The 24,492-nt window shown below is 69.3% G+C and carries 23 protein-coding genes and 6 pseudogenes; 15 read left to right on the top strand and 14 right to left on the bottom strand.

Annotated elements, in window-relative coordinates; translation table 11 throughout:
- Positions 1 to 26 precede the first annotated feature (26 nt).
- A complete protein-coding gene (locus ABZ915_RS46720) occupies positions 27 to 806 on the top strand; it encodes an oxidoreductase (protein ID WP_361816959.1) in 780 nt (259 codons plus the stop codon).
- Between the two features lie 399 nt (positions 807 to 1,205).
- On the opposite strand, the gene ABZ915_RS46715 is transcribed toward ABZ915_RS46720, so the two are convergent.
- Positions 1,206 to 1,505, bottom strand: coding sequence for a MerR family transcriptional regulator (locus ABZ915_RS46715; protein WP_361817021.1), 300 nt, complete (start codon positions 1,503 to 1,505; stop codon positions 1,206 to 1,208).
- Here ABZ915_RS46715 and ABZ915_RS46710 point away from each other — a divergent pair.
- The 4 genes and pseudogenes from ABZ915_RS46710 to ABZ915_RS46695 form a co-directional block, all read left to right on the top strand.
- Positions 1,471 to 1,602: pseudogene (locus ABZ915_RS46710) on the top strand (QacE family quaternary ammonium compound efflux SMR transporter); the annotation flags it as partial. The gene ABZ915_RS46715 and the pseudogene ABZ915_RS46710 sit on opposite strands and share 35 nt — an antisense overlap.
- Positions 1,602 to 2,095 (top strand): annotated as a pseudogene (locus ABZ915_RS46705) (TetR family transcriptional regulator). The pseudogenes ABZ915_RS46710 and ABZ915_RS46705, both read left to right, overlap by 1 nt.
- 185 nt (positions 2,096 to 2,280) lie before the next feature.
- Positions 2,281 to 3,612, top strand: a complete 1,332-nt coding sequence (locus tag ABZ915_RS46700; protein WP_361816956.1) for a cytochrome P450 — start codon at positions 2,281 to 2,283, stop codon at positions 3,610 to 3,612.
- A gap of 44 nt (positions 3,613 to 3,656) precedes the next feature.
- A pseudogene (locus ABZ915_RS46695) lies at positions 3,657 to 3,761 on the top strand (LysR family transcriptional regulator); the annotation flags it as partial.
- On the opposite strand, the gene ABZ915_RS46690 reads toward ABZ915_RS46695, so the two are convergent.
- Together ABZ915_RS46690 and ABZ915_RS46685 are read right to left on the bottom strand one after the other, a co-directional pair.
- Positions 3,739 to 3,897: a transposase gene (locus ABZ915_RS46690; protein WP_361816953.1), complete on the bottom strand. Its 159-nt coding sequence runs from the start codon at positions 3,895 to 3,897 to the stop codon at positions 3,739 to 3,741. The pseudogene ABZ915_RS46695 and the gene ABZ915_RS46690 sit on opposite strands and share 23 nt — an antisense overlap.
- Positions 3,894 to 4,064 (bottom strand): hypothetical protein, encoded by a 171-nt coding sequence (locus tag ABZ915_RS46685; RefSeq protein WP_361816950.1) that lies wholly within the window; start codon positions 4,062 to 4,064, stop codon positions 3,894 to 3,896. The genes ABZ915_RS46690 and ABZ915_RS46685 overlap by 4 nt, the downstream gene beginning before the upstream one ends.
- A 336-nt stretch (positions 4,065 to 4,400) precedes the next feature.
- On the opposite strand from ABZ915_RS46685, the gene ABZ915_RS46680 reads away from it, so the two are divergent.
- Both ABZ915_RS46680 and ABZ915_RS46675 read left to right on the top strand, forming a co-directional pair.
- Positions 4,401 to 5,177 (top strand): alpha/beta hydrolase, encoded by a 777-nt coding sequence (locus tag ABZ915_RS46680; RefSeq protein ID WP_361816948.1) that lies wholly within the window; start codon positions 4,401 to 4,403, stop codon positions 5,175 to 5,177.
- 233 nt (positions 5,178 to 5,410) lie between these two features.
- Entirely contained in the window at positions 5,411 to 5,953 is a 543-nt protein-coding gene (locus ABZ915_RS46675; protein ID WP_361816945.1) for a DUF6368 family protein, read from the top strand.
- 20 nt (positions 5,954 to 5,973) lie between these two features.
- On the opposite strand, the gene ABZ915_RS46670 is transcribed toward ABZ915_RS46675, so the two are convergent.
- The 5 genes from ABZ915_RS46670 to ABZ915_RS46650 all read right to left on the bottom strand — a co-directional run bounded on the left by ABZ915_RS46670 (position 5,974) and on the right by ABZ915_RS46650 (position 9,326).
- The gene (locus tag ABZ915_RS46670) at positions 5,974 to 6,222 is read right to left on the bottom strand and encodes a transposase (protein WP_361816942.1); all 249 of its coding nucleotides are present in this window, start codon (positions 6,220 to 6,222) and stop codon (positions 5,974 to 5,976) included.
- Positions 6,223 to 6,718: 496 nt separating this feature from the next.
- On the bottom strand, positions 6,719 to 7,150 hold the full coding sequence (locus tag ABZ915_RS46665; RefSeq protein ID WP_361816940.1) for a hypothetical protein: 432 nt from the start codon (positions 7,148 to 7,150) through the stop codon (positions 6,719 to 6,721).
- Positions 7,151 to 7,384: 234 nt separating this feature from the next.
- The gene (locus tag ABZ915_RS46660) at positions 7,385 to 7,789 is read right to left on the bottom strand and encodes a hypothetical protein (RefSeq protein ID WP_361816938.1); all 405 of its coding nucleotides are present in this window, start codon (positions 7,787 to 7,789) and stop codon (positions 7,385 to 7,387) included.
- Positions 7,790 to 7,849: 60 nt separating this feature from the next.
- A complete protein-coding gene (locus ABZ915_RS46655) occupies positions 7,850 to 8,275 on the bottom strand; it encodes a hypothetical protein (protein ID WP_361816936.1) in 426 nt (141 codons plus the stop codon).
- A 544-nt stretch (positions 8,276 to 8,819) separates the two neighbouring features.
- Positions 8,820 to 9,326, bottom strand: a complete 507-nt coding sequence (locus tag ABZ915_RS46650; RefSeq protein WP_361816933.1) for a hypothetical protein — start codon at positions 9,324 to 9,326, stop codon at positions 8,820 to 8,822.
- A 470-nt stretch (positions 9,327 to 9,796) separates the two neighbouring features.
- Between ABZ915_RS46650 and ABZ915_RS46645 the strand changes: the two genes are divergently transcribed.
- Entirely contained in the window at positions 9,797 to 12,724 is a 2,928-nt protein-coding gene (locus ABZ915_RS46645) for a BTAD domain-containing putative transcriptional regulator (protein WP_361816931.1), read from the top strand.
- A 437-nt stretch (positions 12,725 to 13,161) separates the two neighbouring features.
- Here ABZ915_RS46645 and ABZ915_RS46640 read toward each other — a convergent pair whose 3' ends face one another.
- The 3 genes from ABZ915_RS46640 to ABZ915_RS46630 form a co-directional block, all read right to left on the bottom strand.
- Complete coding sequence (locus ABZ915_RS46640; RefSeq protein ID WP_361816928.1) at positions 13,162 to 13,503, bottom strand: hypothetical protein; 342 nt, start codon at positions 13,501 to 13,503, stop codon at positions 13,162 to 13,164.
- A gap of 197 nt (positions 13,504 to 13,700) precedes the next feature.
- Entirely contained in the window at positions 13,701 to 14,552 is an 852-nt protein-coding gene (locus tag ABZ915_RS46635) for an LLM class flavin-dependent oxidoreductase (protein ID WP_361816925.1), read from the bottom strand.
- A gap of 41 nt (positions 14,553 to 14,593) precedes the next feature.
- The gene (locus ABZ915_RS46630; RefSeq protein ID WP_361816922.1) at positions 14,594 to 15,526 is read right to left on the bottom strand and encodes a chlorophyllase; all 933 of its coding nucleotides are present in this window, start codon (positions 15,524 to 15,526) and stop codon (positions 14,594 to 14,596) included.
- A gap of 131 nt (positions 15,527 to 15,657) precedes the next feature.
- Between ABZ915_RS46630 and ABZ915_RS46625 the strand changes: the two genes are divergently transcribed.
- Positions 15,658 to 16,269: a TetR/AcrR family transcriptional regulator gene (locus tag ABZ915_RS46625; protein WP_361816919.1), complete on the top strand. Its 612-nt coding sequence runs from the start codon at positions 15,658 to 15,660 to the stop codon at positions 16,267 to 16,269.
- Between the two features lie 299 nt (positions 16,270 to 16,568).
- Here ABZ915_RS46625 and ABZ915_RS46620 read toward each other — a convergent pair whose 3' ends face one another.
- Positions 16,569 to 17,489 carry a LysR substrate-binding domain-containing protein gene (locus ABZ915_RS46620; RefSeq protein ID WP_361816916.1) on the bottom strand — a complete coding sequence of 307 codons (921 nt, stop codon included), beginning with the start codon at positions 17,487 to 17,489 and terminating at the stop codon, positions 16,569 to 16,571.
- A gap of 99 nt (positions 17,490 to 17,588) precedes the next feature.
- Here ABZ915_RS46620 and ABZ915_RS46615 point away from each other — a divergent pair, with 99 nt between their 5' ends.
- Positions 17,589 to 18,080, top strand: a complete 492-nt coding sequence (locus ABZ915_RS46615) for a GNAT family N-acetyltransferase (protein ID WP_361816913.1) — start codon at positions 17,589 to 17,591, stop codon at positions 18,078 to 18,080.
- Between the two features lie 1,603 nt (positions 18,081 to 19,683).
- A pseudogene (locus ABZ915_RS46610) lies at positions 19,684 to 20,573 on the top strand (integrase core domain-containing protein).
- Positions 20,574 to 20,824: 251 nt separating this feature from the next.
- Here ABZ915_RS46610 and ABZ915_RS46605 read toward each other — a convergent pair.
- Entirely contained in the window at positions 20,825 to 21,793 is a 969-nt protein-coding gene (locus ABZ915_RS46605) for an NADP-dependent oxidoreductase (protein ID WP_361816910.1), read from the bottom strand.
- 79 nt (positions 21,794 to 21,872) lie between these two features.
- Here ABZ915_RS46605 and ABZ915_RS46600 point away from each other — a divergent pair, with 79 nt between their 5' ends.
- The 4 genes and pseudogenes from ABZ915_RS46600 to ABZ915_RS46585 form a co-directional block, all read left to right on the top strand.
- A complete protein-coding gene (locus tag ABZ915_RS46600; protein ID WP_361816907.1) occupies positions 21,873 to 22,460 on the top strand; it encodes a TetR/AcrR family transcriptional regulator in 588 nt (195 codons plus the stop codon).
- Between the two features lie 118 nt (positions 22,461 to 22,578).
- Positions 22,579 to 22,758, top strand: coding sequence for a hypothetical protein (locus tag ABZ915_RS46595; RefSeq protein WP_361816904.1), 180 nt, complete (start codon positions 22,579 to 22,581; stop codon positions 22,756 to 22,758).
- Positions 22,759 to 23,167: 409 nt separating this feature from the next.
- On the top strand, positions 23,168 to 23,395 hold the full coding sequence (locus ABZ915_RS46590; protein ID WP_361816903.1) for a hypothetical protein: 228 nt from the start codon (positions 23,168 to 23,170) through the stop codon (positions 23,393 to 23,395).
- Positions 23,396 to 23,421: 26 nt separating this feature from the next.
- Positions 23,422 to 23,874, top strand: a pseudogene (locus ABZ915_RS46585) (acetoacetate--CoA ligase); the annotation flags it as partial.
- An 82-nt stretch (positions 23,875 to 23,956) separates the two neighbouring features.
- Here the strand turns inward: ABZ915_RS46585 and ABZ915_RS46580 are convergent.
- Positions 23,957 to 24,180: pseudogene (locus tag ABZ915_RS46580) on the bottom strand (DUF664 domain-containing protein); the annotation flags it as partial.
- Positions 24,181 to 24,492: the final 312 nt, after the last annotated feature.

Below are 24,492 nucleotides of genomic sequence, written 5' to 3'. Positions count from 1 at the left end.
CTTTTCTCTCTTGGAATTGGAGTGCCGTGAACCTCAACCTCACTGCCAAGACAGCTGTCATCACCGGTGCCGGCCGGGGCATCGGACTCGCCACTGTCCGCACCCTGATCGACGAGGGCGTCCGTGTCGTGGGCGCCGCCCGCACCATCACGCCTGAGCTGAAGGAAACCGGCGCACACGCGGTGGCAGCCGACCTGAACACCGCGGAGGGAGTCTCCGCCCTCATCGACAGCGCTCTCACCGAGCTGGGCGGCATCGACCTGTTGGTGAACAACGTGGGAGGCGGAGACAAGGCGACCGTCGGCTTCCTCGATGCCGACGACGCCGAGTGGGCCGACATGCTCGACATCAACCTGCTCAGCACCGTGCGTACCACGCGTGCGGCCCTGCCCAGCCTGACCGAGCGCCGGGGCGCGATCGTCAACATCTCGTCCGTTGTCCCCCTGATGCCCGGGGGCTTCCCGGTCGCCTTCGCCTCGGCCAAGGCAGCGCTCACTGCGCTCGGCAAGTCCCTGGCCGAGGAGTTCGGTCCCCGCGGCGTACGCGTGAACACCATTTCCCCCGGCCTGGTCCGCACCGCCGTCTACCAGGACCCCAACGGCCAGGTCAGCCAGTGGGCCGCCGCGGCCGGCATGAGCCTTGACGAATTCGCCCAGCAACTCGTGACAGGCCAGAACGTCACGACCGGCCGCATGACCGAACCCGAGGAAGTGGCAGCCCTGATCGCGTTCCTCCTGTCCGACGTGGCCGGAAACATCACCGGCACCAACTACGTCATCGACGGCGGCACGATCAAGACGGTCTGAACCGGAAATGTCACGGCGGGAGGACAACCCCTGCCGGGCGCTCCGGCGAAGCCGTAGTGAGGGGAACTCACCGCGATCGTGCGAGAGCCAGGGCGGCTCAGAGGGATCCGCCTCGCGTGAAGTCCCGGCCGCCATCACCTGCTGCTCACTTCCGGTGGCCGGCCGGTGCAGCACGGCTGGTGGAACCGCGGGGAAGTGGCACGGGACAAGTACCGACGCTGGGTGGGCGAATACGGCAGCATGCCCGACGCCCGCGTCAGCCTCACCGACCAGGACACCGGTGACGTACTGGCTTTGAGCAGCCCCAGGGGGAGTGGCCTGGCTGGGGGAGCGGTTTCACGGCCTGCACGGAGGGGAGGATGGCTTCCTGGTGAGTGGGGCGCTCGAGGGTTCGGCCGGTCAGGCGTCCCGGGCCGTGCGGATGACCTCGTCCAGGGTCTCCCGGGAGCGGCGCAGATCGGCGATCATGCGGTCGATCCGGTCTCGCTCGGCGGTCAGGTCCAGCACCAGGAGCGGAGTGGCGATCGCGGAGGGTCCGCCGTCCCGGTCGCGCATGCGGGGCAGCAACTGTCGGATCTTCTCGCTGTGCAGCCCGGCCGCGTACAGCTCCTGGATCCGGATGACCCGGTCGACGGCCCACTCCGGGTAGTCGCGGTGGCCGCCGGGGGTGCGCTCGGCGGTGGTCGCCGCAATCGGGATCCTCTTCCTCGGCGAGTCGGCCGGGCTCGCGAAGCTCGCCGGGATCGTCTTCGTGATCCTCGGTGTCGTGCTGCCCAACCTCGGGGGAGCGCGCTGATGGCGGCGGCCCGGCGGTACGATCCCGAGCGACGCCAGCGGGTCATCGACGCCGCGATCCGGGTGGTGAGTCGCTCCGGCATCGCCGGGCTCGGTCATCGCAGCGTCGCGGCCGGGGCGGATGTGCCGCTGGGCTCCACCACACATCACTTCAAGACCCTCGACGACCTCCTCGTGGCCGCCCTCCGCCAGGCCAGGGAGGGCTCGAGCTGACCCGGCTGACCGGCGAGTGGCTGGGCGGCGACCGCGCCGGCACGGAATTGGAGTACGAGCTCTACCTCGCCGCGCTACGCCGCCCTGCGCTACGCGCAGTCGCCGCCGAGTGGTGCGAGGAGGTCGCCGAGTTGCTCGCCCAGCGCACCGACCCACGCACCGGCCGTGCCCTGGTCGCGCTGCTCGACGGGATCTGTCTGCAAGTGCTGCTGACCGGTGGGAACTGCGACGAGGAGTACGCGAGGGATGCGCTCGCGCGGGTGATCGGGGAGAGCAACTAGAAACATCCGGAAGACGGGCGTTGCCGGCGTCCGCGCCGGAGCCCGCGCCCAGCGAGGACGACTCCGGGTCCCCGGTGGGCGCTGTAATCGGACAAAGGGCGGGCTGTTACCAAACGCGCCCGCTCCAGTACAGTCCGTGTCTACGACGGTCCGGTCGATCCCAGCGGTTCACCAGGAGAAGCAGCATGGACATCGAAGCCGGTTCCGGCTCCGCTCCGCACGTTCCCGAAACCGGCCGGCCCGTCCCCGAAGCCGGGGCCGGAGTCGTGGAGCGGTGGCGTTCGGAGGGAGGGGAACTGGTTGAGCTGCTGGCTCGGGTGCATGAGCAAGCCGGCGGAATCGCCGCGTTCCGCCTGGGACCGGCCCGCACCGTTCTCGTCACCGACCCGCAGGCCGTCCAGCACGTACTCGCCCTGCACCCTGAGCGGTACGTCAAGCGCTCCCACCGCGCTCGGCTGCTGATCGGCGGTGGCGTCCTCGCCGCCACGGGTGCGGCCTGGAAGCAGCAACGCCGTTTGCTGCAGTCCCAGTTCACCGGTACCGGGATGCGCCGCTATGAACAGCGGATCACCGAGGCCGCCCGCACCACCGCCGGGCGCTGGCGCCGGTACGCCCGGACCGGGCAGACCGTCGATGTCGGGCAGGAGATGCGCCGCTTCGCCCTGGACGCCATCTGGCGCTCCCTTACCGGCTACCCTCTCGATGACGGGACCGAGCGCGAACTGACCGCCGTCGCGGCCGTGGCGGCCGCCCTGCCGACCCTGCCCGTTGATGTCACCGACGCCCCGGCCGCAGTAGCCGCCGATCTCGCCCGGATCGACGCGGTCGCCCGGCACGCCATCGACGCCGCCCGCAGCGGGGCGGTCGGCCCCGACGGCCCGGGCTTGCTGAACGTCCTGACCGACGCTGCCACCGAGCGCCCCGAGTACACGGACCGGCTGATCCGCGACGAGCTGGTCACGCTGCTCGTGGCCGGGCACGAGACGACCGCCACCACCTTGACCTGGCTCTACCTGCTCCTCGACCGGTACCCCGCCGCCCGCGAACAAGCTCTCGCCGCGGGCGGCGAAGGCTCAGCGCAACGCCGCCACGCCATCCAAGCCCTGGTCCACGAGACGCTCCGGCTCTACCCGTCCGCTTGGATCCTGCCTCGCCACGCCACCGAGGAGGACACCCTCGCCGGCTACGCCGTCGAGGCGGGAACCGACATCCTGGTCTGCCCGTACCTCACTCACCGTGATCCCGCGCTGTGGCGGGACCCGGAAGGCTTCGACCCCCGGCGCTTCGCCACCTCGGACGGCCGCCCCACCCACCCGGGCGCCTACTTCCCCTTCGGTATGGGCCCCCGTGCCTGCCTCGGTCTGCAGTTCGCGCTCCGCGAGTCGACCATCCTGCTCGAACACCTCCTGCCGCCTTATGCTCCGGCCTTCCACTCCACCCCCACGAAGGCGGTGTACGGCATCACCATCCGCCCCGACGGCCCTGCTCGCGCATCCTTGGAACGCTCACGCATCTGAAGCGCCATCCTGTGGCTTTCGGTGCGCTGGGCGAGCAGCCGACGGACGCCGCATGGATCGCCACCCCGTCATCAAGCTCTGAGCCCCTGCTCGGCGTCTGGCCCGGCCTGCCCGGACGGCCGCGCATCATCCACTCCACGCGCGACTGGTCCCGGTCCGGATCTTGTAGACCATGCCGTTGATGATCTGCCGGTCCGACACCCGCGGCCGCCCCGTCGCCGTCCGCGGTATGAGGGGAGCGAGTAACTCCCACTCCTGGTCGGTGGGTTCATGACGGTGTATCACCCCATCATGATCCACAACTCGATGATCTTTGAAGACGGACCCCAGAACACCTCGGGATCGTTCGACGAGATCTTGTAGGGGAAGGTCACCGGTGGGTGCGCAGCCGCCTTCGCGATGATGGGTGGATCACTCGTGTCCGGATCGGTCCAGAACGGTCTGACGTCCACTGCCGATCCCACCCTCCGTCCGCGACGGCGATGCCGGTGGCGGGAGGCGGCTTCCGCTGCAAGTCCAGCACGCGCATGCCCACCAGCAGTACGGCCTCTTGGCAAGAGGTCTGGCTGGCCATGTCTCCGTGGCGCCCGGCCATGGAGACACCGCAAAAACCGTTTGACGGACGAGGGTCGACCGCTGCTACATTTTTCGGAGGCCGTGCGAGAGAGCGAGGGGGTGGTACCCGTGAACACAGTATTGACATGGGTGCTTCCCTCCGGGGTCACGGTCGGGCGATAGACAGGTCGTCCGGGAGCGCCGTTCCAGTGCACTCCCGAAAGGGCACGACCATGCATTTCACTTCCGAGCAACGCCTCGGCGACGGCGTCCTCGAACGCGAATTCACCCTCGGTGAGATTCCCGGCATCCTGTGGACACCTGAAGCCGCGTCCGCTTCCGCACCAGTGCCGCTGATCCTGCTCGGCCACCCCACGCTCGGGCTGCGCAAGATGTACCCCCGACTGGTGGCCCGGGCCCGGCACTCCGCGGCGGAGGGCTTCGCCACGGCCACCATCGAGCTCCCCGGAAGCGGCGACCGGCCCAGTTGGCCCGCCCTCGACCAGGCCCGCGCCGACCTGCGCCGGGCGATGCAGGCCGGCGAGCCGGTCAGCGACGAGATGGTCGACGCCCTCATCCTTCCGCTGGTCGACAAAGCAGTCCCGGAATGGCAGGCCGCGCTGGACGCCTTCCTGTCGCTGCCCGAGATCGGCGGTCCGGTCGGGTACTCGGGGGGAGTGATCTCCATCGGCATCCGGCTGGCGGTGGTCGAACCGCGCATCATGGCCGCCGGTCTTTTCGCGGGGAGTCTTGTGCCTCGCGTCATGTTCGAGGAAGCCCGGCAGGTCACTGTCCCGCTGCATGTCCTGCTGCAGTGGGACGACGAAGGCAACGACCGGCAGGCGGCCCTGGACCTGTTCGACGCCTTCGGTTCCAAGGAGAAGTCCCTGCACGCCAATATGGGCGGTCACACCGGCGTCCCGCAGTTCGCGGGGGACGCCGCGGCCCAGTTCTTCACACGGCACCTGAAGCGAAGCCGGGCCGTCGGACCGGCAGCAGACGGTAGCTGATGTCAGCGGCATACCGCCCACCGAGCACAGGTTCCGGCCTTCCGTAACGGTCTACACCGTGGGCCCCTGCTGAAATCTCGGCAGGGGCCCGTGCTGCCTGAAGTCATGAACTGTTCGATTTCTCGAGAGCCTTCGAGTGCTGCCCAAACTCGGGCTTCGGCTCAGATTTTGTGGGGCGTGCACGCTGAGTAATGGGTTGGGGATGACGGTCCCGGCTGGCTACGCTCCGAGCCATGAGCGGACCGGTGCTGGTGGTTGAGTTGGCGGAGGTGATCCCCCGGGCGTCGATCCAGCGAGTCCGCGACTTCCTGGTTCGCTCCTCGGCGCGCTTTGAGGAGAAGCGGGTCGGCGAGTACGACATCAGCATTCACGCAGAGAGCCTCGGCATCACGGACATCGGGGACGTTGACGGGCGTCGGCCCGTCCTGGTCTCTCTCATGGGGCCCGGCATCGGCGACGAGGCTGTCTTCGAAACCGAACACGCCAACGAGGTCGACCAGGAGCCACTTATCGGCTTCACCCCGACCCACGCCGTCGACGTCATCGCATTTTGCAACAGCCCCGTCGACCACGTCGTCACGGCCCTGCTGACCGCCGCCGTCATGGACTTGATCGGCGGCGTCGCCAACGCCGAACTACGGGAGGACCAGGTGCCCATCGTGGCCGGGCTCCCGGGCGTCATCGCTGCGATGACCGATCCGTGGCCCGCCGCGTACGGCTCAGCGGAATTCCTCAGAGCCTGGGCCCAACAGCCGGGCTTCCGGCTCCTGAAGTAGACGGGGCTGGTCCGGCCGGCTCAGGCGAGCAGTACCCGCTTGCGCGGCAGCTCGAAGCCGGCGCGGCCGAACATCTGGCGCTTGAGCATCTTGATCCGATTGACATGACCTTCGACGGGACCCGAGTTCCAGGTCAGGGTGAGACCGGCGATGACGGCGTCGCGGTCGCGGTCGATGCCTGCGGCGAGGGTGCGGAGGCTGGGCAGGTCGTCCTGCCGGACGGCATCGAGCCAGTCGGGACGACGCTCACCCTGTCGCTCGGTGAGCATGGTCCCGAGGGAGCGGACGGGCCGGGTGAGGGCGTCCAGCTCGGGGCAGCGGGGGCAGACGTGCTTGAGCTGGAGCTGTTCGGGCTCGGCGAGGGTTTCCGGGCGGCGGAGGGTCCTCCCGGCGACAGCCCGGGGCGAGGGAGGTCGTGCCGTAACCGGCCGCGGTGACGTGCGCCTTTTGAACAGGTAGGCGCGAACGGCCTGGTAGCTGCCGCCCTTGTAGCCGAGCGGGATGATCTCCTCCCAGAGCTTCCACGCGTTGGTGCAGCCGTCGCCCAGCGATCGTCGAGGTAGCTCTTGTACTCGTCGAGTATCGGGTAGGGCGGGTGTGTGTGCCGCCCTGGTGCGGCCGGACGTTGGTTGGCCGGGGCCTGTGGCCGTCCATGGTGCGGCGCGACTGCAACCGGGGCAGTTCGAGGCGGACGCTGCCCGGGGTGGCCCGGATGCGGTCGTGGGCAGGCGGTGCGCAAGGCCCGGGCCGTGACAAGCGGACATGTCAGTCGTAGACCTTGCTGCACTGGACCTCTGCTCCGGTGCTCATGTCCTGGACGCAGACTTGAACCTCCAGCAGGCCGCCGGTGTCCGTGGGGCCGTGCCACCATGTGGGGGTGCTGGCACCGGTGTTGGGGGCGTAGGCGTCGGCGTAGTGGTAGGACGAGCCCGAGCCGGGTGATGCGTAGGCGTTCCACTGGATGATCGAGATCCGGCAGTCGTCGTGAGCGTGGTCCCAGGTGTGTCCGGTGACGTGGTTGGCGTCCCAGGTTGTCCAGCCGTAGCAGTTACCGGACCAGTCCTCCCAGTTGGAGCCGGCTGCCTGGGCGTTCGGCGCCAGCAGGACCCCGGTGGTCAGGGTCGCGAGGGTGCACAGGGTGGCTGCGGCGGCTCGCCGGCCGCCTCGCGACCGGCGCTGGTGCGGTTGACGGGGCATGAATTCCTCCTCGTGTGAAGCCTTGCGCGATCGGCGCCGACTTCGTCCATCGGCCGCGCAGGCCGCGGTTCATCAGCTCGGTGGACACGTGCCGCCACAGCCGTGCCGACTGCAAGGGGGCTTGAAGGTGCGGGCCGCTTCATGCGTTCACAACCGCGGTTTCGGCAGCAAGTGGGTGTGGACGGCGCCGGATTCACCGGCTCGCGTCAGCCTCGGATGCGGGCGGGGCACCTGTCAGCCGAACCAGCCGGTCGACTGGTCGGCGACAGTCCGGCCGGACTCCGTGATCCACGCTTCCAGCTTGTACCCCGGCGCGTGGGCGTACCAGGGCATGCTGATGCTGTAGGTCTGCTTGGGTTCGGCCAGCGTACCGCCGGTTCCCGCGTTGCTGTACTCGATGGACCATCTGTCGTCCACCCGGAAGAAGATCCGCACATCCGTGCTGGCCAAGGTGCCGTCCATCCTCTGGGAGAAGACGGCGGTGGTGACGTCGAAACAGGTGTACACCTGCCAGCCGTAGGCACTCGTGACGGGGGTGCAGTAGGTGTCGTCAGCGCTGGCGCTGGTGGCACCGAGGCCGACCAGACTTCCGGTCGCCAGCGTCAGGGTCGCCGCGGCAGCGGCGAGTCGCGTGCGCATCGTTGGGTGTCTCCTTGCTCGTGCGAGCAGGGATCGCCCGCAGTCGTCGGTACGAGATCGTCAGTACGAGAAACAGAAACTCGCGTCCCAGATGCTGTTGGGAGCCGAGGTGTTGGGGGTTCCGCCCCACAGCCAGCACGAGTCACCCCACGGGGCCGGCTGGTGCTCCGGAACCCAGCCCGTGGAGGCGAACTGGGAGTAGACGCCCTCGTCGTCCCAGGGCATGGACGTGGCATCGCCATAGTGGTCGAGGAATGCCCAGGTGGAGGCCGGATGACCGGTCTGGTTCAAGGTGACGACGCACGCCTGGGTACCGTCCGTCGATTCGATCAGCTGCGACGTGTAACCGCCCTCAGTGTGGCTCGTGATGAGCCGGCCCCGGCAGACGTAGTTGGCCGCCTGGGCCTGGGAACCCGTCGTCACGACTCCGGCAGCGGCGAGGGAGAGCGCGGCGAGTCCGGTGGCGAGTGCGCGGCGGTGCTTCATAGCTTCCTTCCGGAACCTGGTTTCGGGTCTCTGGTCTCTGGGGCCAGGTGACCTGGGACGTCATGGACCAGTCGTGGTTGTGCAGGATGTCGGGCAGTTGCGTCTGCGTATCCGTCCGGGAGCCTCACGCAGGTTCCCGGCCCTGAGAAGACGCCCGTGGCGTTACAGATGAGCCAGGTGCCGCCGGTGTTGTCGACGACCGAGGCGGCGTTCCCCGCGACGTTGACGCCGTAGCCTGCACCGTTGCCCCAGTTGCCAAAGGTGAACGAGGAGAGGTCTGGGTACCACTGGGTATCAACCGTCCGGCCAGTGCTCGACGAGCCCCACTCGTAGTTGGGCGAGTTGCAGTAGAGGCACGGACTCAGGACGGGACAGGTCTCGGTGCCCGTGGGAGCGGCGGCCTGCGCCGACCCGGTCATGCCGGTCAGGGTGGCCCCGGTGACGAGGGCGACCAGGCCGGCCGAGCGCTCTCGCATCATCAGAGAATCCTTGACCACTACAGGGCTGCCCCGACGTTCGAGGGGTGCCACGACTGGCCGACCGCTCAGCACAGCCACCGGCCGCTGCCGTTCGGACTCCCGACGACGGTTCCGTTCGAGAAGTCCCAGGCGGCGGTGACCGTTTCGAGTTCGTTGCAGTTGTAGGTCCAGTCGACGTCCGCCTGGAACTGCTCGGTGGACTGTCCCCAGATCGACACTGAGGGCGAAAGGAGGTCGGATTGCGAGGTGTTCCGGTACGGGGTGGCGGCGGAGAAGCCCTGCGTCGTCCGGATGGTCACCCTCGCGTTCCAGCCCGAGTGCGAGGCGGCGAACCCGGAGTCGATATGCATGACCGCCTCGACCCGATGGCAGCCGGAGGAGTACCTCATCTCGACGTATCCGATGTACCCGAGGTTCCCCGTGCTGATGTCGTCGGTATTGAGTCGCATGGTGTAGCTACACGCGTCTGACGCAGCCGCGGTGGCCACGTCGGCACTGACGGCCACCGATCCCGCCGCGGCGACGGTGACGGCAGCTACGGCGACGGCGAGGCGCCGCAGTCCGGATCTCATGATGCCAGGTTCATCCCCTCTGAAGTGGTCGGCCGGAAGCCCGCGTTGATGTCCGGGCGTCCGCGCTGCCAGGTGCGGCACGGCGCGGGGACAGCCGAGTGCTGCGCGGGTGGCCGGCACCGCATCCGATGGCGAGGGCGGTGATTCATCCGATGGTTCAAGGGCGTACTGCCTCGGCCGGGCATGGGCGCTAGGCCGGTGAGAAGCTGCGGTCCCGCCAGCCCATCGGTCAGCCATGGGCTTGGGCCGCTCCGGTAGAGGTGACAGTGGCGACGGCCGTCGCCGCGGCCGCCACTGCTGTCTCGACCGAAAGTCTCATCGCTGTTCCTTTCGTTGCGAGGGAATGGCTGAGTAGCCCACGGTGACGCTATGGACATGGGTCCGTCGGCCGTCCTAGATTCGTCCTACTGCCAGGTCAGCCAGGGGATCGGCGCTGATCCTGAAGTGCCGGGAGGAACATGAGGTTTGGCGTGCTGGGACCGTTACACGCCCAGATCACCGGACGCGAGGTCCGATTAGACGGACCGCGGCAGGCCAAGATGCTGGCCGCGCTTCTGATCGACGCCAACCACATCGTCGCCATGGAACGGCTCGTCGCCGTGATGTGGGACGGGAACGCGCCCGCCACCGCGGTCCGTCAGGTCCAGGACGCTGTCTCCGGGCTGCGCCGCAATCTCGCCGCGTGCGGAGCACCAGGCTCCCTGATCAGTACGCGGCGCGGCGGCGGCTACGAGATCCACCTCGCCCGGGACCAGCTCGACCTGCTGGAGTTCGACCACGAGCGGTACCTCGCCGAACGGCACACGGCCCCGTTCGAGACAGCTGTCGCGCTGCGGCGGGCGCTGGCCTGCTGGCGCGGAAACGCCTTGATCGACATCTCCAGCCGGGTCCTGGAGATCGATGCGGCACGGCTGAACGAGAAACGCGCGGCCACGCACACACAGTGCCTGGCCATCGAACTCGACCTGGGGCGTCATCGGGAGGTCATCGACGAACTGACCGCCCTGCTCCGCGAGCACCCGTACGACGAGGACGTCGCCGAACACCTGATAGTGGCTCTCTACCGGTGTCGGCGACAAGGCGAGGCGCTGCAGGTGTACGAGCGGCTGCGCCGGACACTGGCCGACGAACTCGGCGTCGATCCCACCCCGTCGCTCCAGGCGCTGCATCAGCGCATCCTGACCGCAGATCCCGCCCTGGCGGCTCCGGTTCCAGCAGGTGGCCCCTCGGACACACGACCAAAGAGACCTGACGCGACGGCCGCCGAGTCGGCCATGGCGATGCCCGTGCGTCAACTGCCCCTCGACGTACCCGACTTCGTGGGTCGAGCCGACGCGCTGGCCGAACTCGCCCGATTACTCGACGGGGCGGCGCCGAACCGGGCCCCGGTGGCCGTCATCGTGGGCGGTCCCGGTGTCGGCAAATCCTGCCTGGTGACGCACGCCGCGCGGCTGGCGAGCGCCGCCTTCCCCGACGGCCAGTTCTACCTCAACCTCGCTGCGACATCGGACGAGCCGCGGGCCCCGGGGCTGATGCTGGCCGAGGCGCTGCGCGCGCTCTCGATCGCCGGCAGCGCGATCCCGAACGGCCTGTCCGAGCGGGCCGCGCTCTACCGGTCGTTGCTGGTGGACCGCCGTATGCTGGTGGTGCTGGACGATGCCGGTCACGCCGATCAGGTGCTGCCGTTGCTGCCCGGGGCCGACGGTTGTGCCGTGTTGATCACCAGCCGCACTGTGCTGACGCAACTTCCCGGCGCCCGGCACATCGACCTGGACGTGCTGAGCCCGGCAGAGGCGCGAGAGTTGTTCACCGCGATTGTCGGGCGGCGGCGGGTCGAGCGGGAACCGGCGGAGGCGGACGCGATCCTCGACTGCTGCGGCAACCTGCCGCTGGCGATTCGGATCGCCAGCGGCAAGCTCACGGGCCGCCCGGCTTGGTCGCTGCGGGTACTGCGGGAACGGATCGAGGATGAGTCCCGGCGGCTGGCCGAGCTGAGGATCGGGGACCTCAGCGTACGAGCCAGCGTGGAGCTGAGCTTACGGCTGTTGCCGGCCGACGCGGTGCGCGCCCTGAGCCTGCTGGGTCTGCTCGGCGCCTACACCCTGCCCGGCTGGGTGGTCGGCCCGCTGCTGGACCGCTCGGACGCCGAGGAGGTGCTGGACACCCTCGTCGATGCCAGTCTGGTACGGCTGACCGCCACCGACGCCATCGGTCAGCCGCGCTACCGGCTGCACGACCTGATCAGGACCTGCGCCGTGGAGACCGCCGCCCCGCTGCCGACGGAGGACAAGCGGGACGCGATCATCCGGGTGCTGTCCGCCTGGCTCGAGCTGGTCGGGCGCGGCACCGATCGACTGCCGGCGGCCGGGCTGCTGGCCGCCGCCCCCGGTTCGGCACCGCGCCGGCCGCTGCCCGACGCGGTCGTGGACCGGCTGATGGCCGACCCGGTCGGCTGGTTCGACGCGGAACGCGACAACCTGCTCGGCGCGGTGAAACTGGCCGTGGACTGGGGCCTGGACGAACTGGCCTGGGAGCTGGCGGCCGGCACGGCGACCTACTACGACCACCGGTGTCTGTATCAGGACTGGCAACACGGGCACCAGCTCGCGTTGGACGCGGCCGAGGCCGCCGGCAACGTGCGCGGCACATCGGTGCTGCTACGCGGTCTCGGCCAGCTGCACATCTACCAGGACGAGTTCGATCGGGCCACCCGGGCCCTGGAGTCCTCCGTCGGGCTGTGCCAGGAGGTGGGGGACAAGCGCGGAGAGGCGCTGTCGGTGGCCATGCTGGGTACGCTCAGCCGGGTACAGGGCCGTGACGACGAAGCCCTCGAACGTGTCGAGCACGCGCTGGCCATCGCGGTCGGCGAGGGCGACCGGCACATCGAAGCGCAGCTGTCTTGCTCCATGGCCGTGATGAAGCTCATGCAGGGCAGACTCGACGAGGCGGAGCTCTGGTTCGACGGGGCCTTGAGTCAGGCCAGGGCGCTCGACGACGGCCATCGCGTGGCCGTCGTCCTGCGGCGGTTCAGCCGGCTGCACGATCGGCGCGGTGATGCGGACGAGGCGCTGCGCTGCCTGTGGCAGGCGTTGGCCACCTTCGAGGAACTGGCCGACGAGCGGTGCGCCGCGTACACGCTGCTGGAAGTCGGCCGCGTGTACGCAGGCCAGCACGACCGGGACCGGGCGAGCCCAGCGTTGGAGCGCGCGGCGGGCCTCTTCCACCGGCACGGCGACCGCCAGGACGAGGCCGCCTGCTGGCAACTGATCGGCGACCTCGACGCCGCCGCCGGCGTCCACCACATGGCGCACGAGCACCGCGGGCGGGCGCTGCGGCTGTGGCAGATGATCGGCGACATCAACCAGACGAACTCTCCGGCGCGACCATCGTCGCCGTGAGGTGGCCATGTCCCTGATCGGAGACGTCTGTCCGCGCGGGAACCGCCCGTACGCCGCGATCTCGGTGAGCAGACTGTGGGGCACCCGGGTCCCGTCCGGGCCCGGCATCGTGCGGGTGACCTCCAGGTGCCGGTCGGCGGGCACCCCGAACGCGGCGCTCTGCAGGGCGGCGAGCTCGGACACTTCCGGGTAGCGGATGCCGTCGAACACGACGGTAGGCCACTCCAGGACTCCCAGGCTGGAGTAGTACGAGATCACCCGGTCGGCCACGCCGGCGGTACGGGCGGCTTCCATGAACATGGCCATCATGACCGCGTTGTCCATTCCGCCGGACAGCTGCGGGGCGAGTAGATCGTACGAGGTCAGGTAGGGCATGGTGGACGAGCTGGTGGGACGCGATGGCGTGTCGACTCCAGTGGGACGAGCCGCAGGGGAACTCAGCGGGCGGACGGTGCCGCCGTAGATGAGGCGGGCGATGGTTCAGGGTCGGGCTGCTTGGGATGAGGCCGACGCGTGGGGAGGCCGAGCTCGATCTCCTCCCGCTCTCGGCGGGTTCGGCCGAGCCGGAACACGAAGCGGTGCGCGCCGCGGTGCCGTACGTTGCGGGCCCCGACTGCGGCCAGCGCCTCGCGCAGCCAGAGGGTGGGGTCGCAGCCGGGCCGCGGCCGCGGCGCTCCGAGCGCGACGAGCTGGGCGGCGGCGTACTGGTGCCCCTGCTCCCGGCGGCGGATCTTCTGCACGTCCCGGGCGGAAGCGCGCGAGTTCGCGGATTCTGGCATGGGCCAACCGTTGAACCCGTGCGTCCTCGCCGGGTTGAAGACAGGAACGAGGGCGGGTTCGTCTATGTCTGCAGGGATGAGTCTCCTGTGAGAGTCGTGGAGGTCGGCGGCGTGTGGCGGTGGTTGCTGTTGAGGGTGCAATGCGCGCGGCTGCCACGGGGACGGTGACCACGAGGGGCGAAGAGTGATTCGGTGTATCAGTTCGTGTCGGAGAGGGGGTCGATGATGGTGTCGGCGACCCGGCGTGCGACCTCGGCCGGGTAGGGCGCGTCGAGTCCGAGGACGATGTGACTGAACCCGCCGTCGAGCGCCGCGCGGACGACGTGGCGGGTGTCCTGGGGCCGGTCGTAGGAGGCGGGCAGGACGATGGATCGGGTGATCTCTGCGGGGTTGCGGCCGATCTCTGCGCACAGCCGGTCCAGCGTGGCGCTGCGGGCGATCGCCTGCTCGATGCTGCCCCCGGGCATGTTCCAGCGGTCGGCGTGCTCGGCCACCACGCGCAGCGTCGGGGTGGCCTGGCCGCCGATCAGGATCGGCGGGTGGGGTTGTTGGACGGGTTTGGGACCGCAGAACGCGCCCGTCAGCTGGTGGTAATCGCCTTGGAAGTCGAACGGTGCGGTTTCGGTCCATAGTCTGCGGATGATCGTGCACGCCTCGGCGAGGCTTCCGACCGCGTGGGCGGCATCGTGGAAGGGAAGGCCGTGAGCTGAGTACTCACGCCGGGCCATTGGCACGTCGGGCCGAGAGCCCGCGCCGATGCCGAACTCGAGCCGGCCGCCGGAGATGACATCGACAGTGGCGGCGATCTTGGCCAGCATGGCCGGTGGGCGGAACCTGTTGCTGGTGACCATCACCCCGAGCCGCAACCGCTCGGTTTGGGCTGCGAGAGCGGACAGCAGTGTCCAACCCTCGAAGGTGGGCCCGTTCGGGTCGCCGCCGAGCGGCATGAGGTGGTCGAACAGCCAGGCGTGCTCGATCTGCGGGATACCGTCCGCCTCACGCCAGACCCGCAGGACATCGTCGTAGGCGACCTGAGATGGGGCGGTCATGATCCCGAAACTGGGTCTGCGGGCCGGTGCGAGGGGGTTGGTCACTTAGAGTCAATCCTCCCCAGCGCGTCGACGGCCGCGGCCAGGGACCGGCGGGCGGTAGGCCACGCGTCGTTGTCGAGGCCCAGCGCGGTACGCAGATACGCCAGGGTGACGTGCTGGACGACCGCGACACGCTCGGGGCTTTCGTCGGTGGTCCGGGTGTCGTTGGAACCCAGGATGCCGCCGAGTACGTGTTCCGCGCCGAACAGGGTCAGCAGATCGGTGGCGCCCGAGCTGAGGCGATAGCCGTCGGTGAACCAGTCCGGACCGCGCACCGTCAGCGGGGACTGGTCATGGTCGCCAGCGACGATCAGGCTCGGCGTCTTCAGCTCGGCGAAATCAGGGCTCATGAACGGGAAGTACTGGACGGCGAGCGGGCTCAGGTCGGCGCCGCCGGTACCGGGCAGGCACAGCAGTACCGCCGCCTTCACACGCGAGTCGCTCATGCTCCCACCGGGAGTGCCGTCGGCGTCGACGACCCGTGCGCCCGCGAGGGTGCTGGCGGTCTGTGCGCCCCACGAGTGTCCGGCGACCGCGATGCGGTCGTGGTCGATGCGGCCGGCCAGCCCGGGCACGCCGGCTTCGATGGTGCCGAGCTGGTCGAGGATCCCGGTCAGGTCGTCGGTCCGGATACGCCAGATGAGCGGGGTGCGCGGGTCGTCGGGGAGCAGGCCCAGCGCGTCGAGATGGGTGGGCTGGACGACGACGAACCCGCGGGCGGCCCAGAAGCCGACCAGCGGTGCGTAATCGTCCATGGTCGCGGCCATGCCGCCCGAGAAGACGACGACAGGCAGGTTGTGGCCGGTCGTCGGCGCTGTGACCCGTACCTGCAGATCCTGGCCGCGGTCCGGGGCGGCCAGTGCGATAGGTCTGACAGATATGACCGGGGTGGTGGAGTCGTTGCCGCCGTCGGCGGACGTGGTGTCGCTCATGAGGTGAATGTCTTTCTCGGAGGGGCCAAGTGGCCCGTGCTGCGAGGCGTCTGGCATGATTGAAATACGGAGCGCCGCTCCGCATTACGATACGGAACGTTGCTCCGCTTTGCAAGCGGGAGGTGCTCACGATGTCCACGCCCAACACGCCGCCACCACCTGCCAGCCGCAAGCGATCCGACGTCCGCCGAAACGAGCAGATACTGCTGGACGCCGCGGCGGCCGTGTTCGTCCGTGCGGGAGTCGACGCTCCCGTGCGGGAGATCGCCGCCGAATCGGGCCTCGGCATGGGCACCATCTACCGCCACTTCCCCACCCGGGCGGAACTGGTGGTCGCCGTCTTCAGGCACCAGGTCGACGCGCTCTCCACCGCCGCGCATACGCCGCCCGCTGCCGATACGCCGTACGAGGCCTTGCGGCTGTGGGTTCACCAATTCGCCGACTTCCTGGTCACCAAGCACGGCCTCGCCGAGGCACTGCACTCGGACCAAGCCGGATTCGAGAGCCTGCACAACGAGTTCATCGAACGCCTGCTGCCCGTGCTCGACCAGCTGCTGAAAGCGTCCGCCGCCGCCGGCTCCACACACGCGGACATCCGCGCCTACGACTTCATGCTCGCCATCGGCAACCTGTGCATCGGAGTCGAAACCTTCCCCGACTACCAGGCCCGCCGCATGATTGACCTGCTGCTCGCCGGCCTGGCACAGACCGCCCCGGCACCGACAGCCAGCGAGTGGAAATAGCGTCAGCGCTCTCGCACGCCCGTGCCAGGACCCTGTAGAGCTGATCGCGGGTGAGGCCGTCGGGACCGGAGTGGGAGCTGTTCGACGGACCTTGTGGCGGCGGGTCCGTAGGGACTGGTGACCGAACCGCTCGGTGGTCCTGGCGGAGCCCTTCGGTAAGAAGTTGCGCGGGTAGGGGCGTTTCACGGCGGTCGGCTTGAGCTGTTGTCCCAGCGGTGGGTGCTCCAGGTGCGGCGGGTGAGGCTACGCACGGTATCCCTTCACGTGGCCCTGGCACGTGGAGGTGCTCGCTCGGCAGGTCAACGCGCTCTCGTCGTCCGGTCGTAGCCACAACCTGTCACGGACTCAGATGCAGCGATGAAGGCTTGTACGAGGGGACGGTAGTCGCCTCGGCGGGTGGCCATGAAGATCCGGCTCACTGCGGGAGGCCCGTCGAGCTCGAGACGCCTGGCGCCCGGGGGGAGCAGCGTCGTGACGCTGTAGGGGGCGATGGTGACGCCAAGGCCAGCGGCGACGAACATGATGATGGTGTGCCAGTTCGAGCACTCCTGCGCGACCTGGACGTCGATGCCGGCGTCCCGCAGCGGCTGTGTGTTCAGGTCGAACGCTTGAGCTCCTGCGGTGCGTGGGAACAGGATCAGCGGGTCAGTGGACAGCGCGGTTGCTTCCACATGGTCACTCCTTGCGGCGGGGTGCTCTGCGGGGATGACGGCGACAAACCGTTCCGTCGTCAGCAGGGATAGGTCGATGTCGTCCCGCTTCTCAGCATCCCTCACGATCCCGATGTCGGCCGTGCCCCGCTCCAGAGCCGCCAGGACATCGACGGTGAAGCCGTCGCGCAGTTTGACCTGCACGTCTGGGCGGCAGCGGGAGAATTCACGGATCCGTTCGCTGACGATCGCGGTGGCAGAGGTGATGAAGGCGACATCCAGGCGACCGGCCTCGCCGCGCCCGACACGGCCGGCCTCGTCGAGGTCGGTCGCCAGACGACCCAGGAGGTCCCTCGCCCGTGGCTGGAACGTCGCTCCCGCGTCTGTGAGGCGGACGCTTCGGGAGGTCCGCCGGAACAGCTCAACACCGACAATTTTCTCGAGCTGCCTTATCTGCTGGGACAGAGCGGGCTGAGCGATGTTCAGCCGCTGGGCGGCACGACCGAAGTGGAGTTCCTCGGCCACAGCCAGAAAGTACCGCAGATGGCGGAGCTCGATACGCTGATCCATAGCTCAAGCTTATCGATATGGGCTATTGCTTGTATTGGACATATGGGTAGGCGGGACCGGAGGCTGGCGGGAAGCCACACCCGAAGGGAAACCCGCCTCATGCCGCACACCTCTGCCCCGACCGTGGTCTCCTCGATCGCCTCACAGCGTGATGCCGACGCGTTCCGCGCGTTGAACGAGGAGTGGATCTCACGCCTGTTCACCCTGCAGGAAGAAGACCGGGCGGTTCTCGGAGATCCGTTCGGCCGCATCGTGGACCCGGGTGGAGATGTGCTCCTGGCGCGCGAGCCGGGCAGCGGCACCGCCGTCGGGTGCGTCGCACTGCTGGCCTACCCGGACGCCGTGTTCGAGCTGGCGAAGATGGCCGTGGCCCCCGCCGCGCAGGGACGCGGCATCGGCCGCCAACTCATAGCCGCAGCGATCGACCGCGCCCAGGCACTCGGTGGGACCCGACTGTTCCTCGGCACGAACAGCAAACTGGCTCCCGCCATCCACCTCTACGAGGAAGCCGGGTTCGTCAGGATCACCCGCAACCGCCTCCCGGTCGCCGACTATTACGCCCGCGCCGACATCCTCATGGAACTGAAATGACGCCCCGGCCCGGCGCCCGGAAACTGCCTCGCCACGGCTGTCTACACCAGCGGCCGATTGCCCCGCGCACGCGGAACCCATGCCATGTCGTGGCAGGGCCATGCGGACGGCTGCCTTTACGGCCCCGTACGGGCCGACTGCACTGAAGGCTGGGCTGAGGAGGTCTGGGTGGCCGCGGTAGGTCCCCCACGTGCACGGCCCGGCCCCTGGCGCCCCGCCGTGCGGCGCCCGCGAGGCCCTGGCCTGGGGAACTCCTGTGCGCAGGCGTGAGGGGGCGTCGTGGCTCGGCCGTCCAAGGAGCGCGTCCGGGTGGCCACTGAGCAAGGTGGTGGCTCGCCGTCGCGGTTCAGGGGAAAACGCGACGGCGAGCGGCTTGAGGGCACTGCGCCTCGGCAGACTTGGGACAGGTCCGAGGCATTTACCGAACATCTCCGGTCGATCATGGACGACGAGTGATGCCTTCCGTCGCGCGAGCCGTGGCCTTCGGTAGCCAGCCCCGTCACTGACCCTCAGTCGGCGCGCCTCGGCGTGAGCGCGCTGACCTCTGCGGGCGGGCAGGGGGGCAAGCTGGGTGAGCGGCCGGGGCCGGGCTGGTGATCCGGTCGTCGTGGGCCCGACGTCAGGCGAGGGCGCTGCGGAGGTAGGCGGGCAGTGCCTGACAGACGGCCGGGTCCGCTTCCCCGCTACTTCCCCGCTAGGGCGCTTCGGTCCCCGGGGAGCCGGACGACGGGCCGGCGCCGTCGGAGCCCCCGGAGCTGCCTCACTCCCCTGCTGGCCGATCCCGTCGGAATGTATGCCGCGAACTGCCCGGCCCAGTGACGCCGCGGTCCAGCATCATGACCGTCGTCGTCGAGGATGTACGCCTTGGCGAGGAGATTGCTGAAGGCGCAGGCGGCGCGAGGGCCCCGTCATCCATGAACACGTGCAGCGGCAAGGTCGCCGCTCAACGCTCGCACGTATCCCAGCGCGAGCTCAGGCGGTTGCTCGCAATACGGCCCCGTCCAGGCACTGCACCCACGCAATGCACATCGCGCGCACGGCGGGAAACGCGCGCGACGCGTCTGTGCCGAATACCTCGCCGCACGGGTCGAGCGCATGACCATCTCCTGCGTCACTGACAGCGATACCGGAGCGCTCAGCTTCACCATCAACCTGACACCGACGAAGGCCGACGTCGCCGGCGACGATGCCACGCCCATGGCCGAACTCCTCGACGGTGTCCTGTGGGCCCTGGGCATGTTCCGCTCCCGCGCCAACTCCCGGGACGCCGGCGAGCCCGTCCCGGTCGAGGGCGATTACACGGCGGCGCTCAAAGTGTGCGTGCCGAGAATCTCGTCCGCGCAGGTCATCCCGCTTGCGGCCGCTGCCAGTTGCCACGGCATGATGACCACTCGCGCTCCTGCGTCTCGCCTATCTGACCGTGTCGAATGCCTTCGCCGCGCTCTGGCTGCTCCCGACGAGCGACCGCGCCAAGGACGCCGAGATCCTGGCCCTACGCCACCAGATCACGGTCCTCGAGCGCCAACTCGGCCCGAAAAGGGTGAAGTCTGCCCCCAAGGATCGGGCCTTCCTCGCCGCGCTCCTGGCACCGCTGCCGCGCCAGATGCTGCGTCGTCTCCGGCTTCTGGTACGTCCGGACACGGTGCTGCGGTGGCACCACAACCTGGTGAAGCAGCGGCACGCCCGCATCTGCCGCCCCAAGCGGCCCGGACGGCCACGCACCGTCCGCTCGATCCGGGCGGTGGTCCTGCGCCTGGCCCGCGAGAACAGCGGCTGGGGCTACCGCCATATCCACGGGGAACTGGCCGTGCTCGACATCACGGTCGCCCCGTCCACCGTCTGGCAGATCCTCAAGGCCGAGGGCGTCGACCCGGCGCCGGAACGGACCGCCACCACCTGGGCCGGCTTCCTGCGCTCCCAGGCCGACGCCCTGCTGGCCATGGACTTCATCGAAACCATCACCCTGACCGGACAGCGGCAGTACATCCTGGCCGTCATCGAGCACGCAACCCGCCGCATCCGCGTCCTGGGTACCACCCGCGCACCCCACCTCGGGCTGGGTGACCCCGGCGGTCAAGAACCTCGTCATGGACCTTGAGGACGTGGGCGCGCACGCCGCCTACCTGATCCGCGACCGCGACGCGAAGTACCCTGCCCTGATCGATGAGATCCTCGCCGACGTCGGCATGCCAGAGCGTGTTCACCGGCGTCCGCATGCCAAGGATGAACTCGATTATGGAGAGATGGGTGCTCAGCCTCCGCCGCGAGCTCCTCGACCGCACCCTCATCTGGAACGCTCACCACCTGCGCCATGCCCTGAGCGAGTACGAGCGATTCTACAACGAGCACCGCACCCACCGCTCCCTGCCGGCAGCCGCGCCGCTGCGCGCACTCCCCGAAACCATCACCGACCCCAGGGAGATCGCTCGCCTCGACATACATCGACACGACCGCCTCTGCGGAGTGATCCACGAGTACCAACACGTCGCTTGACCTGCACGGACGTGATTCTCGGCACGCACAATCTCCATCGCCTGTGCGGTGGCCTGGTCCCACGAGGCCGGAAACACAAGGCTCGGCTATGCGGCAGACATCGCACGCAGGGAACGCTAACGAACACGCCCTTTACCTGCAGTCGGCCAATTCGCCGGTTCCCGGCGCTGCGGTGCGGCCCGGCTGCAGGAACCGGATCTCAGGCGGCGTCTGCGTGCAGCGTCGGCCGATCTCGAGTCCGGCACGGGCTGTCAGGGCTGGCGCTGGAGGTCGATAACGACCTTGCCGCGGACGTGTCGGGCTGCCTGGAGCTCGACGGCCGTGCGGATGTCCTCGACAGGGTAGGTCGCTGCAAGGGGTACACGCAGGCGGCCTGCCGCGACAAGGCGTGCGATGTTCTCAAGGGAGTCGGGCGCGGCGTTGGCGCCGTTGGCAGCAGGAACGCCGTCGACCTGGCCCGCGATGGTGCAGATGCGGTCATCCGGGACTCCCAGCTCGCGCGCGACGTGCACCGTGTCCGTGCCGTGCAGGTCCAGGGCTGCGGTGACGGCGCCCGCACCGAGGTCGCGGACCCTGTCGGCCAGGCCCTCGCCGTACGCGATCGGTTCGGCCCCGAGACTTCGCAAGTACTCCGCTGACGACGGCGAGCCGGTCCCGATGACGCGCGCACCCGCGATCTGCGCCAGCTGGACTGCGAACACGCCGACTCCGCCGCCCGCGCCGCCGACCAGCACCGTGTCGCCTTGACCGAGGCCAAGGACGTCGAGTGCGGCGGACGCGGTGCTGCCCGCGATCGCGAGCGTGGCGGCGGTACGGTCGTCGACGCCGTCCGGGGTGTGGTGGGCGATGCCGCTTGTGATGTTCCCGTCCGCGTCGAGGACGACGTGGTCGGCGACCGCCCGGGACAGGGCCGCCCCGAATACGCGGTCACCGACCGCGTAGCCGCTCACGCCGGCACCGACCTGGTCCACGGCTCCGGCGTAGTCGGTCCCGAACCCGCAGGGCAGGCTCAGGCCGAACCGTGCCGCGGTCTCCGCGTCGGCGGTCATGAACCAGTCCATCGGGTTCAACCCGGCCGCCGTCACCCGCACGCGGATCTGCCCGTCGCCCGCCTGGGGTTCAGGCACGCCCTTGAGGGCCAGGACCTCCGGGCCGCCGAACGAGTCGAGCAGCACGGCCCTGCTCGCGCCGTCTCGAAGGGCGTCGCCATATTGCTGCATGTCCTACTCGTTTCCTTGTGTTCGTGGAGCCGCCCAAAGCGGACTATGCTCCGCTTATGGAATCCAGCATAACCGGAGCGTGATCCGTTTGACGAGTTCGAAGCCGCGGGCGACGAGGGCCGACGCCACCCGCAACCGCGATCAGCTGCTTGAGGTCGCGACACGCGTGCTCGCCTCGCCCGACGGCGAGCCATCCCTGCGAGCTATCGCCCGCGAGGCCGGTGTGGGTATCGGAACGCTCTACCGCCACTTCCCTACGCGCGAGTCCCTTGTGGAGGCCGTCTACCGCGACCAAGTCGGCCGCCTCACGAACGGCGCCCAGGACTTGCTCGCCAGCGAGGCCCCGGCCGTTGCGATGCGACGCTGGATGGATCTCTTCGGTGACTGGGTCGCGACGAAGAACGGCATGGTCGACACCCTGCCGGCCCTGATCGAGTCGGGCGCTGTCGGCCACGCCCAAACCAGGGCCGAGCTCCTGAACGCGATATCGGCGATCCTCGACGCAGGCCGCGCAGCCGGAGACCTCCGGCCTGACGTCACCGCCGAAGAGATCGCAGCCAGCCTGATCGGGATCTTCACCGTCGCGCACCAGTCCGGCCACGCGGTCACAGCCGATCGCCTCCTGGACATCCTGCTGGATGGCCTTCGACCGCAGAGGCACCCGTGAGGACCAGCCGAACGACGGCGACTGCCAGGACTGAGCCGTACGGGGGCTCTGTCTTGCCAGGCCCCCGTCGGCACACCCCTCGACCGCTTGGGTATTCCGCAAGTCTCAATAGCCGCACTTGCCAGTACCCCTGACCAGCGAAGACTTGGAGAAGGTCCTCCAGCACGTCTGGGTCACCGGCCCCGGCACCGCCCAACTCGGCGAACTCCTCGCCGGCGACACCACCCCGCTCACCCGCGAGCAGGCCCAAGCTCTCGCCATCGACCTCGCCCGCCGCAGCACACCCGCCGAGGGCTGATTCTGCACCTTCCAGCCCGTCGTCGACGGCGACGCCTGCCCCTGGAACCTCGACTGCCACAACTGCGACACGTTCGTCCTCTCCGGCGCCGACCTGCTGTATTGGCGGCGTAAGGGTGAGCAGTGGCGACTGCTGGCTGAGGGTGCCCCCGATGACGCCACCGCCGACTACCTCCACCGCTACTTCGAGCCCATCGCCCGCGCCATCGACGGCCTGGAGAAGGCCTGGCCGGCCTCGGCCTCCTCGACGACGCCTTCGCCCTGGACCTGCGCAAACCCCAGGACTACTTCCACCGCGTGTGGTCCACCACCTTCCGCGCCGCCGACCTTGCCGACGCGGGCAGCGACGAGCCGGACGAGTACAGCGATACGTGCACAGCCGACGGCGACGACCCCGAACAGGAAGCTGCATGAACACCGCCACCGTTCCCGAACCCCGCACCGCGGCGACCCTGGCCGCCCGCCGCCGAAAGATCGAAGCCGCCCTTGAGCGCGTCCACCAGGCCATCGCCCGGCTCCGACACGAGAAAGCCCAGGTCAGTGCCGCCGCCATCGCCCGCCGAGCGGACGTCCCGGGCACCGCGGATGCGGCGTGCCCGGTCACCGGCGCTGCGGTCGATGCCGAACTTGGTGGCTAGCTGCACCTGGTCCCGGCGGCCGTGGCCTGCACGGCCGGTCCGACGCGCCCCTGAACCGCCACGGCGTACGCATGGGAAGCAGCGACATATACGGTCCGGTGGAGGACCTGGCGGAGAGCGCGGAGGCTCTCGTCGTCGGGGTCGAGCAGGACGGCGGCGACTACTGGATGCCTCTGTTCGTCACCACCACCGACGGCATCGGCCTCGACGACGCGCTGCGCGAGAAGATCCGCGCCGTCATCCGCCGCGGTGCCTCCCCCCGCCGCGTCCCCGACGAGATCATCCAGGCCCCCGGCATCCCGCACACCCACACCGGCTAGAAACTCGAGGTCCCCGTGAAACGTCTGCTGCGCGGAGACGCCCAGGACACTGTGGCCGACCCCGGCAGCGTCGACCGGCCCGACCTCCTCGACTGGTACGCGAGGATCGGCGCCGCACACCGCGCGCGACGCGGCACGGCTCCGGGCACCCCCGGGTAGGCGGCCGTGGACTTCCTGCGGAACACCCCGCTGACCGACGACCAGCGCACGGCGATCGCCCACCGGACGGCGGAGCGAGTGTTCACTCTGACCGGGTGAGCCGGGCCTGCCCCGTGCCCTTGGCACCGTCGAGGGACTCGCGGACGATGTCGGCGTGGCCGGCGTGCTGCGCGGTCTCGGCGAGGAGGCGCATCAGTACTCGACGGGCCGACCACCACGCACTGGCCGGGAACCACGGGCCTTCGGCGGCGGCTGCGCGACGTCCAGGTCTGGCAGCGTGGTCACCAGCTCGTCCGTCCGGCGGGCCGCCGCCCGCCTCGCCACCACCGGTCCTGGCCACCTATTCATGGTCCAGAGGCCGAACTGCGCGCCTCCGCAAGGGTGATCGCGGGGACGGTACGGCCGCGGGGACGGCTCCCGGTGCCGGTTCCACGGGCGGACGACCCGGCCCGCAGGCTCAACTTGCTCGGCCACGGGCTGGCGCAACCCGGGCGGTCTGGTGCGTCAACCCGTGGGTTGACGCCAGGTATCAACCCAGGAGTCAACCCGCGGGTCGAGGCCGTGCGGCGCCGTGGGCGGCAAGCTCTTCCCCATGACGACGACTGACTATCTCATCTC

It is taken from the genome of Streptomyces sp. NPDC046915 (genome assembly GCF_040644935.1).
Lineage (GTDB): Bacteria > Actinomycetota > Actinomycetes > Streptomycetales > Streptomycetaceae > Streptomyces.
The sequence above is the reverse complement of the archived record's forward strand: the minus strand, read 5'-3'. Positions and strand labels throughout refer to the sequence as shown.

What these genes read in the sequence shown, in the direction of transcription:
- ABZ915_RS46615 (WP_361816913.1), top strand. Translation starts at nt 17,589, where the DNA reads ATGCCGCACACCTCTGCCCCGACCGTGGTCTCCTCGATCGCCTCACAG.
- ABZ915_RS46590 (WP_361816903.1), top strand. Translation starts at nt 23,168, where the DNA reads ATGAACACCGCCACCGTTCCCGAACCCCGCACCGCGGCGACCCTGGCC.
- ABZ915_RS46700 (WP_361816956.1), top strand. Translation starts at nt 2,281, where the DNA reads ATGGACATCGAAGCCGGTTCCGGCTCCGCTCCGCACGTTCCCGAAACC.
- ABZ915_RS46620 (WP_361816916.1), bottom strand. Translation starts at nt 17,489, where the DNA reads ATGGATCAGCGTATCGAGCTCCGCCATCTGCGGTACTTTCTGGCTGTG.
- ABZ915_RS46640 (WP_361816928.1), bottom strand. Translation starts at nt 13,503, where the DNA reads ATGCCAGAATCCGCGAACTCGCGCGCTTCCGCCCGGGACGTGCAGAAG.
- ABZ915_RS46670 (WP_361816942.1), bottom strand. Translation starts at nt 6,222, where the DNA reads ATGCTCACCGAGCGACAGGGTGAGCGTCGTCCCGACTGGCTCGATGCC.
- ABZ915_RS46660 (WP_361816938.1), bottom strand. Translation starts at nt 7,789, where the DNA reads ATGCGCACGCGACTCGCCGCTGCCGCGGCGACCCTGACGCTGGCGACC.
- ABZ915_RS46630 (WP_361816922.1), bottom strand. Translation starts at nt 15,526, where the DNA reads ATGAGCGACACCACGTCCGCCGACGGCGGCAACGACTCCACCACCCCG.
- ABZ915_RS46675 (WP_361816945.1), top strand. Translation starts at nt 5,411, where the DNA reads ATGAGCGGACCGGTGCTGGTGGTTGAGTTGGCGGAGGTGATCCCCCGG.
- ABZ915_RS46680 (WP_361816948.1), top strand. Translation starts at nt 4,401, where the DNA reads ATGCATTTCACTTCCGAGCAACGCCTCGGCGACGGCGTCCTCGAACGC.
- ABZ915_RS46635 (WP_361816925.1), bottom strand. Translation starts at nt 14,552, where the DNA reads ATGACCGCCCCATCTCAGGTCGCCTACGACGATGTCCTGCGGGTCTGG.
- ABZ915_RS46650 (WP_361816933.1), bottom strand. Translation starts at nt 9,326, where the DNA reads ATGAGATCCGGACTGCGGCGCCTCGCCGTCGCCGTAGCTGCCGTCACC.
- ABZ915_RS46625 (WP_361816919.1), top strand. Translation starts at nt 15,658, where the DNA reads ATGTCCACGCCCAACACGCCGCCACCACCTGCCAGCCGCAAGCGATCC.
- ABZ915_RS46655 (WP_361816936.1), bottom strand. Translation starts at nt 8,275, where the DNA reads ATGAAGCACCGCCGCGCACTCGCCACCGGACTCGCCGCGCTCTCCCTC.
- ABZ915_RS46665 (WP_361816940.1), bottom strand. Translation starts at nt 7,150, where the DNA reads ATGCCCCGTCAACCGCACCAGCGCCGGTCGCGAGGCGGCCGGCGAGCC.
- ABZ915_RS46605 (WP_361816910.1), bottom strand. Translation starts at nt 21,793, where the DNA reads ATGCAGCAATATGGCGACGCCCTTCGAGACGGCGCGAGCAGGGCCGTG.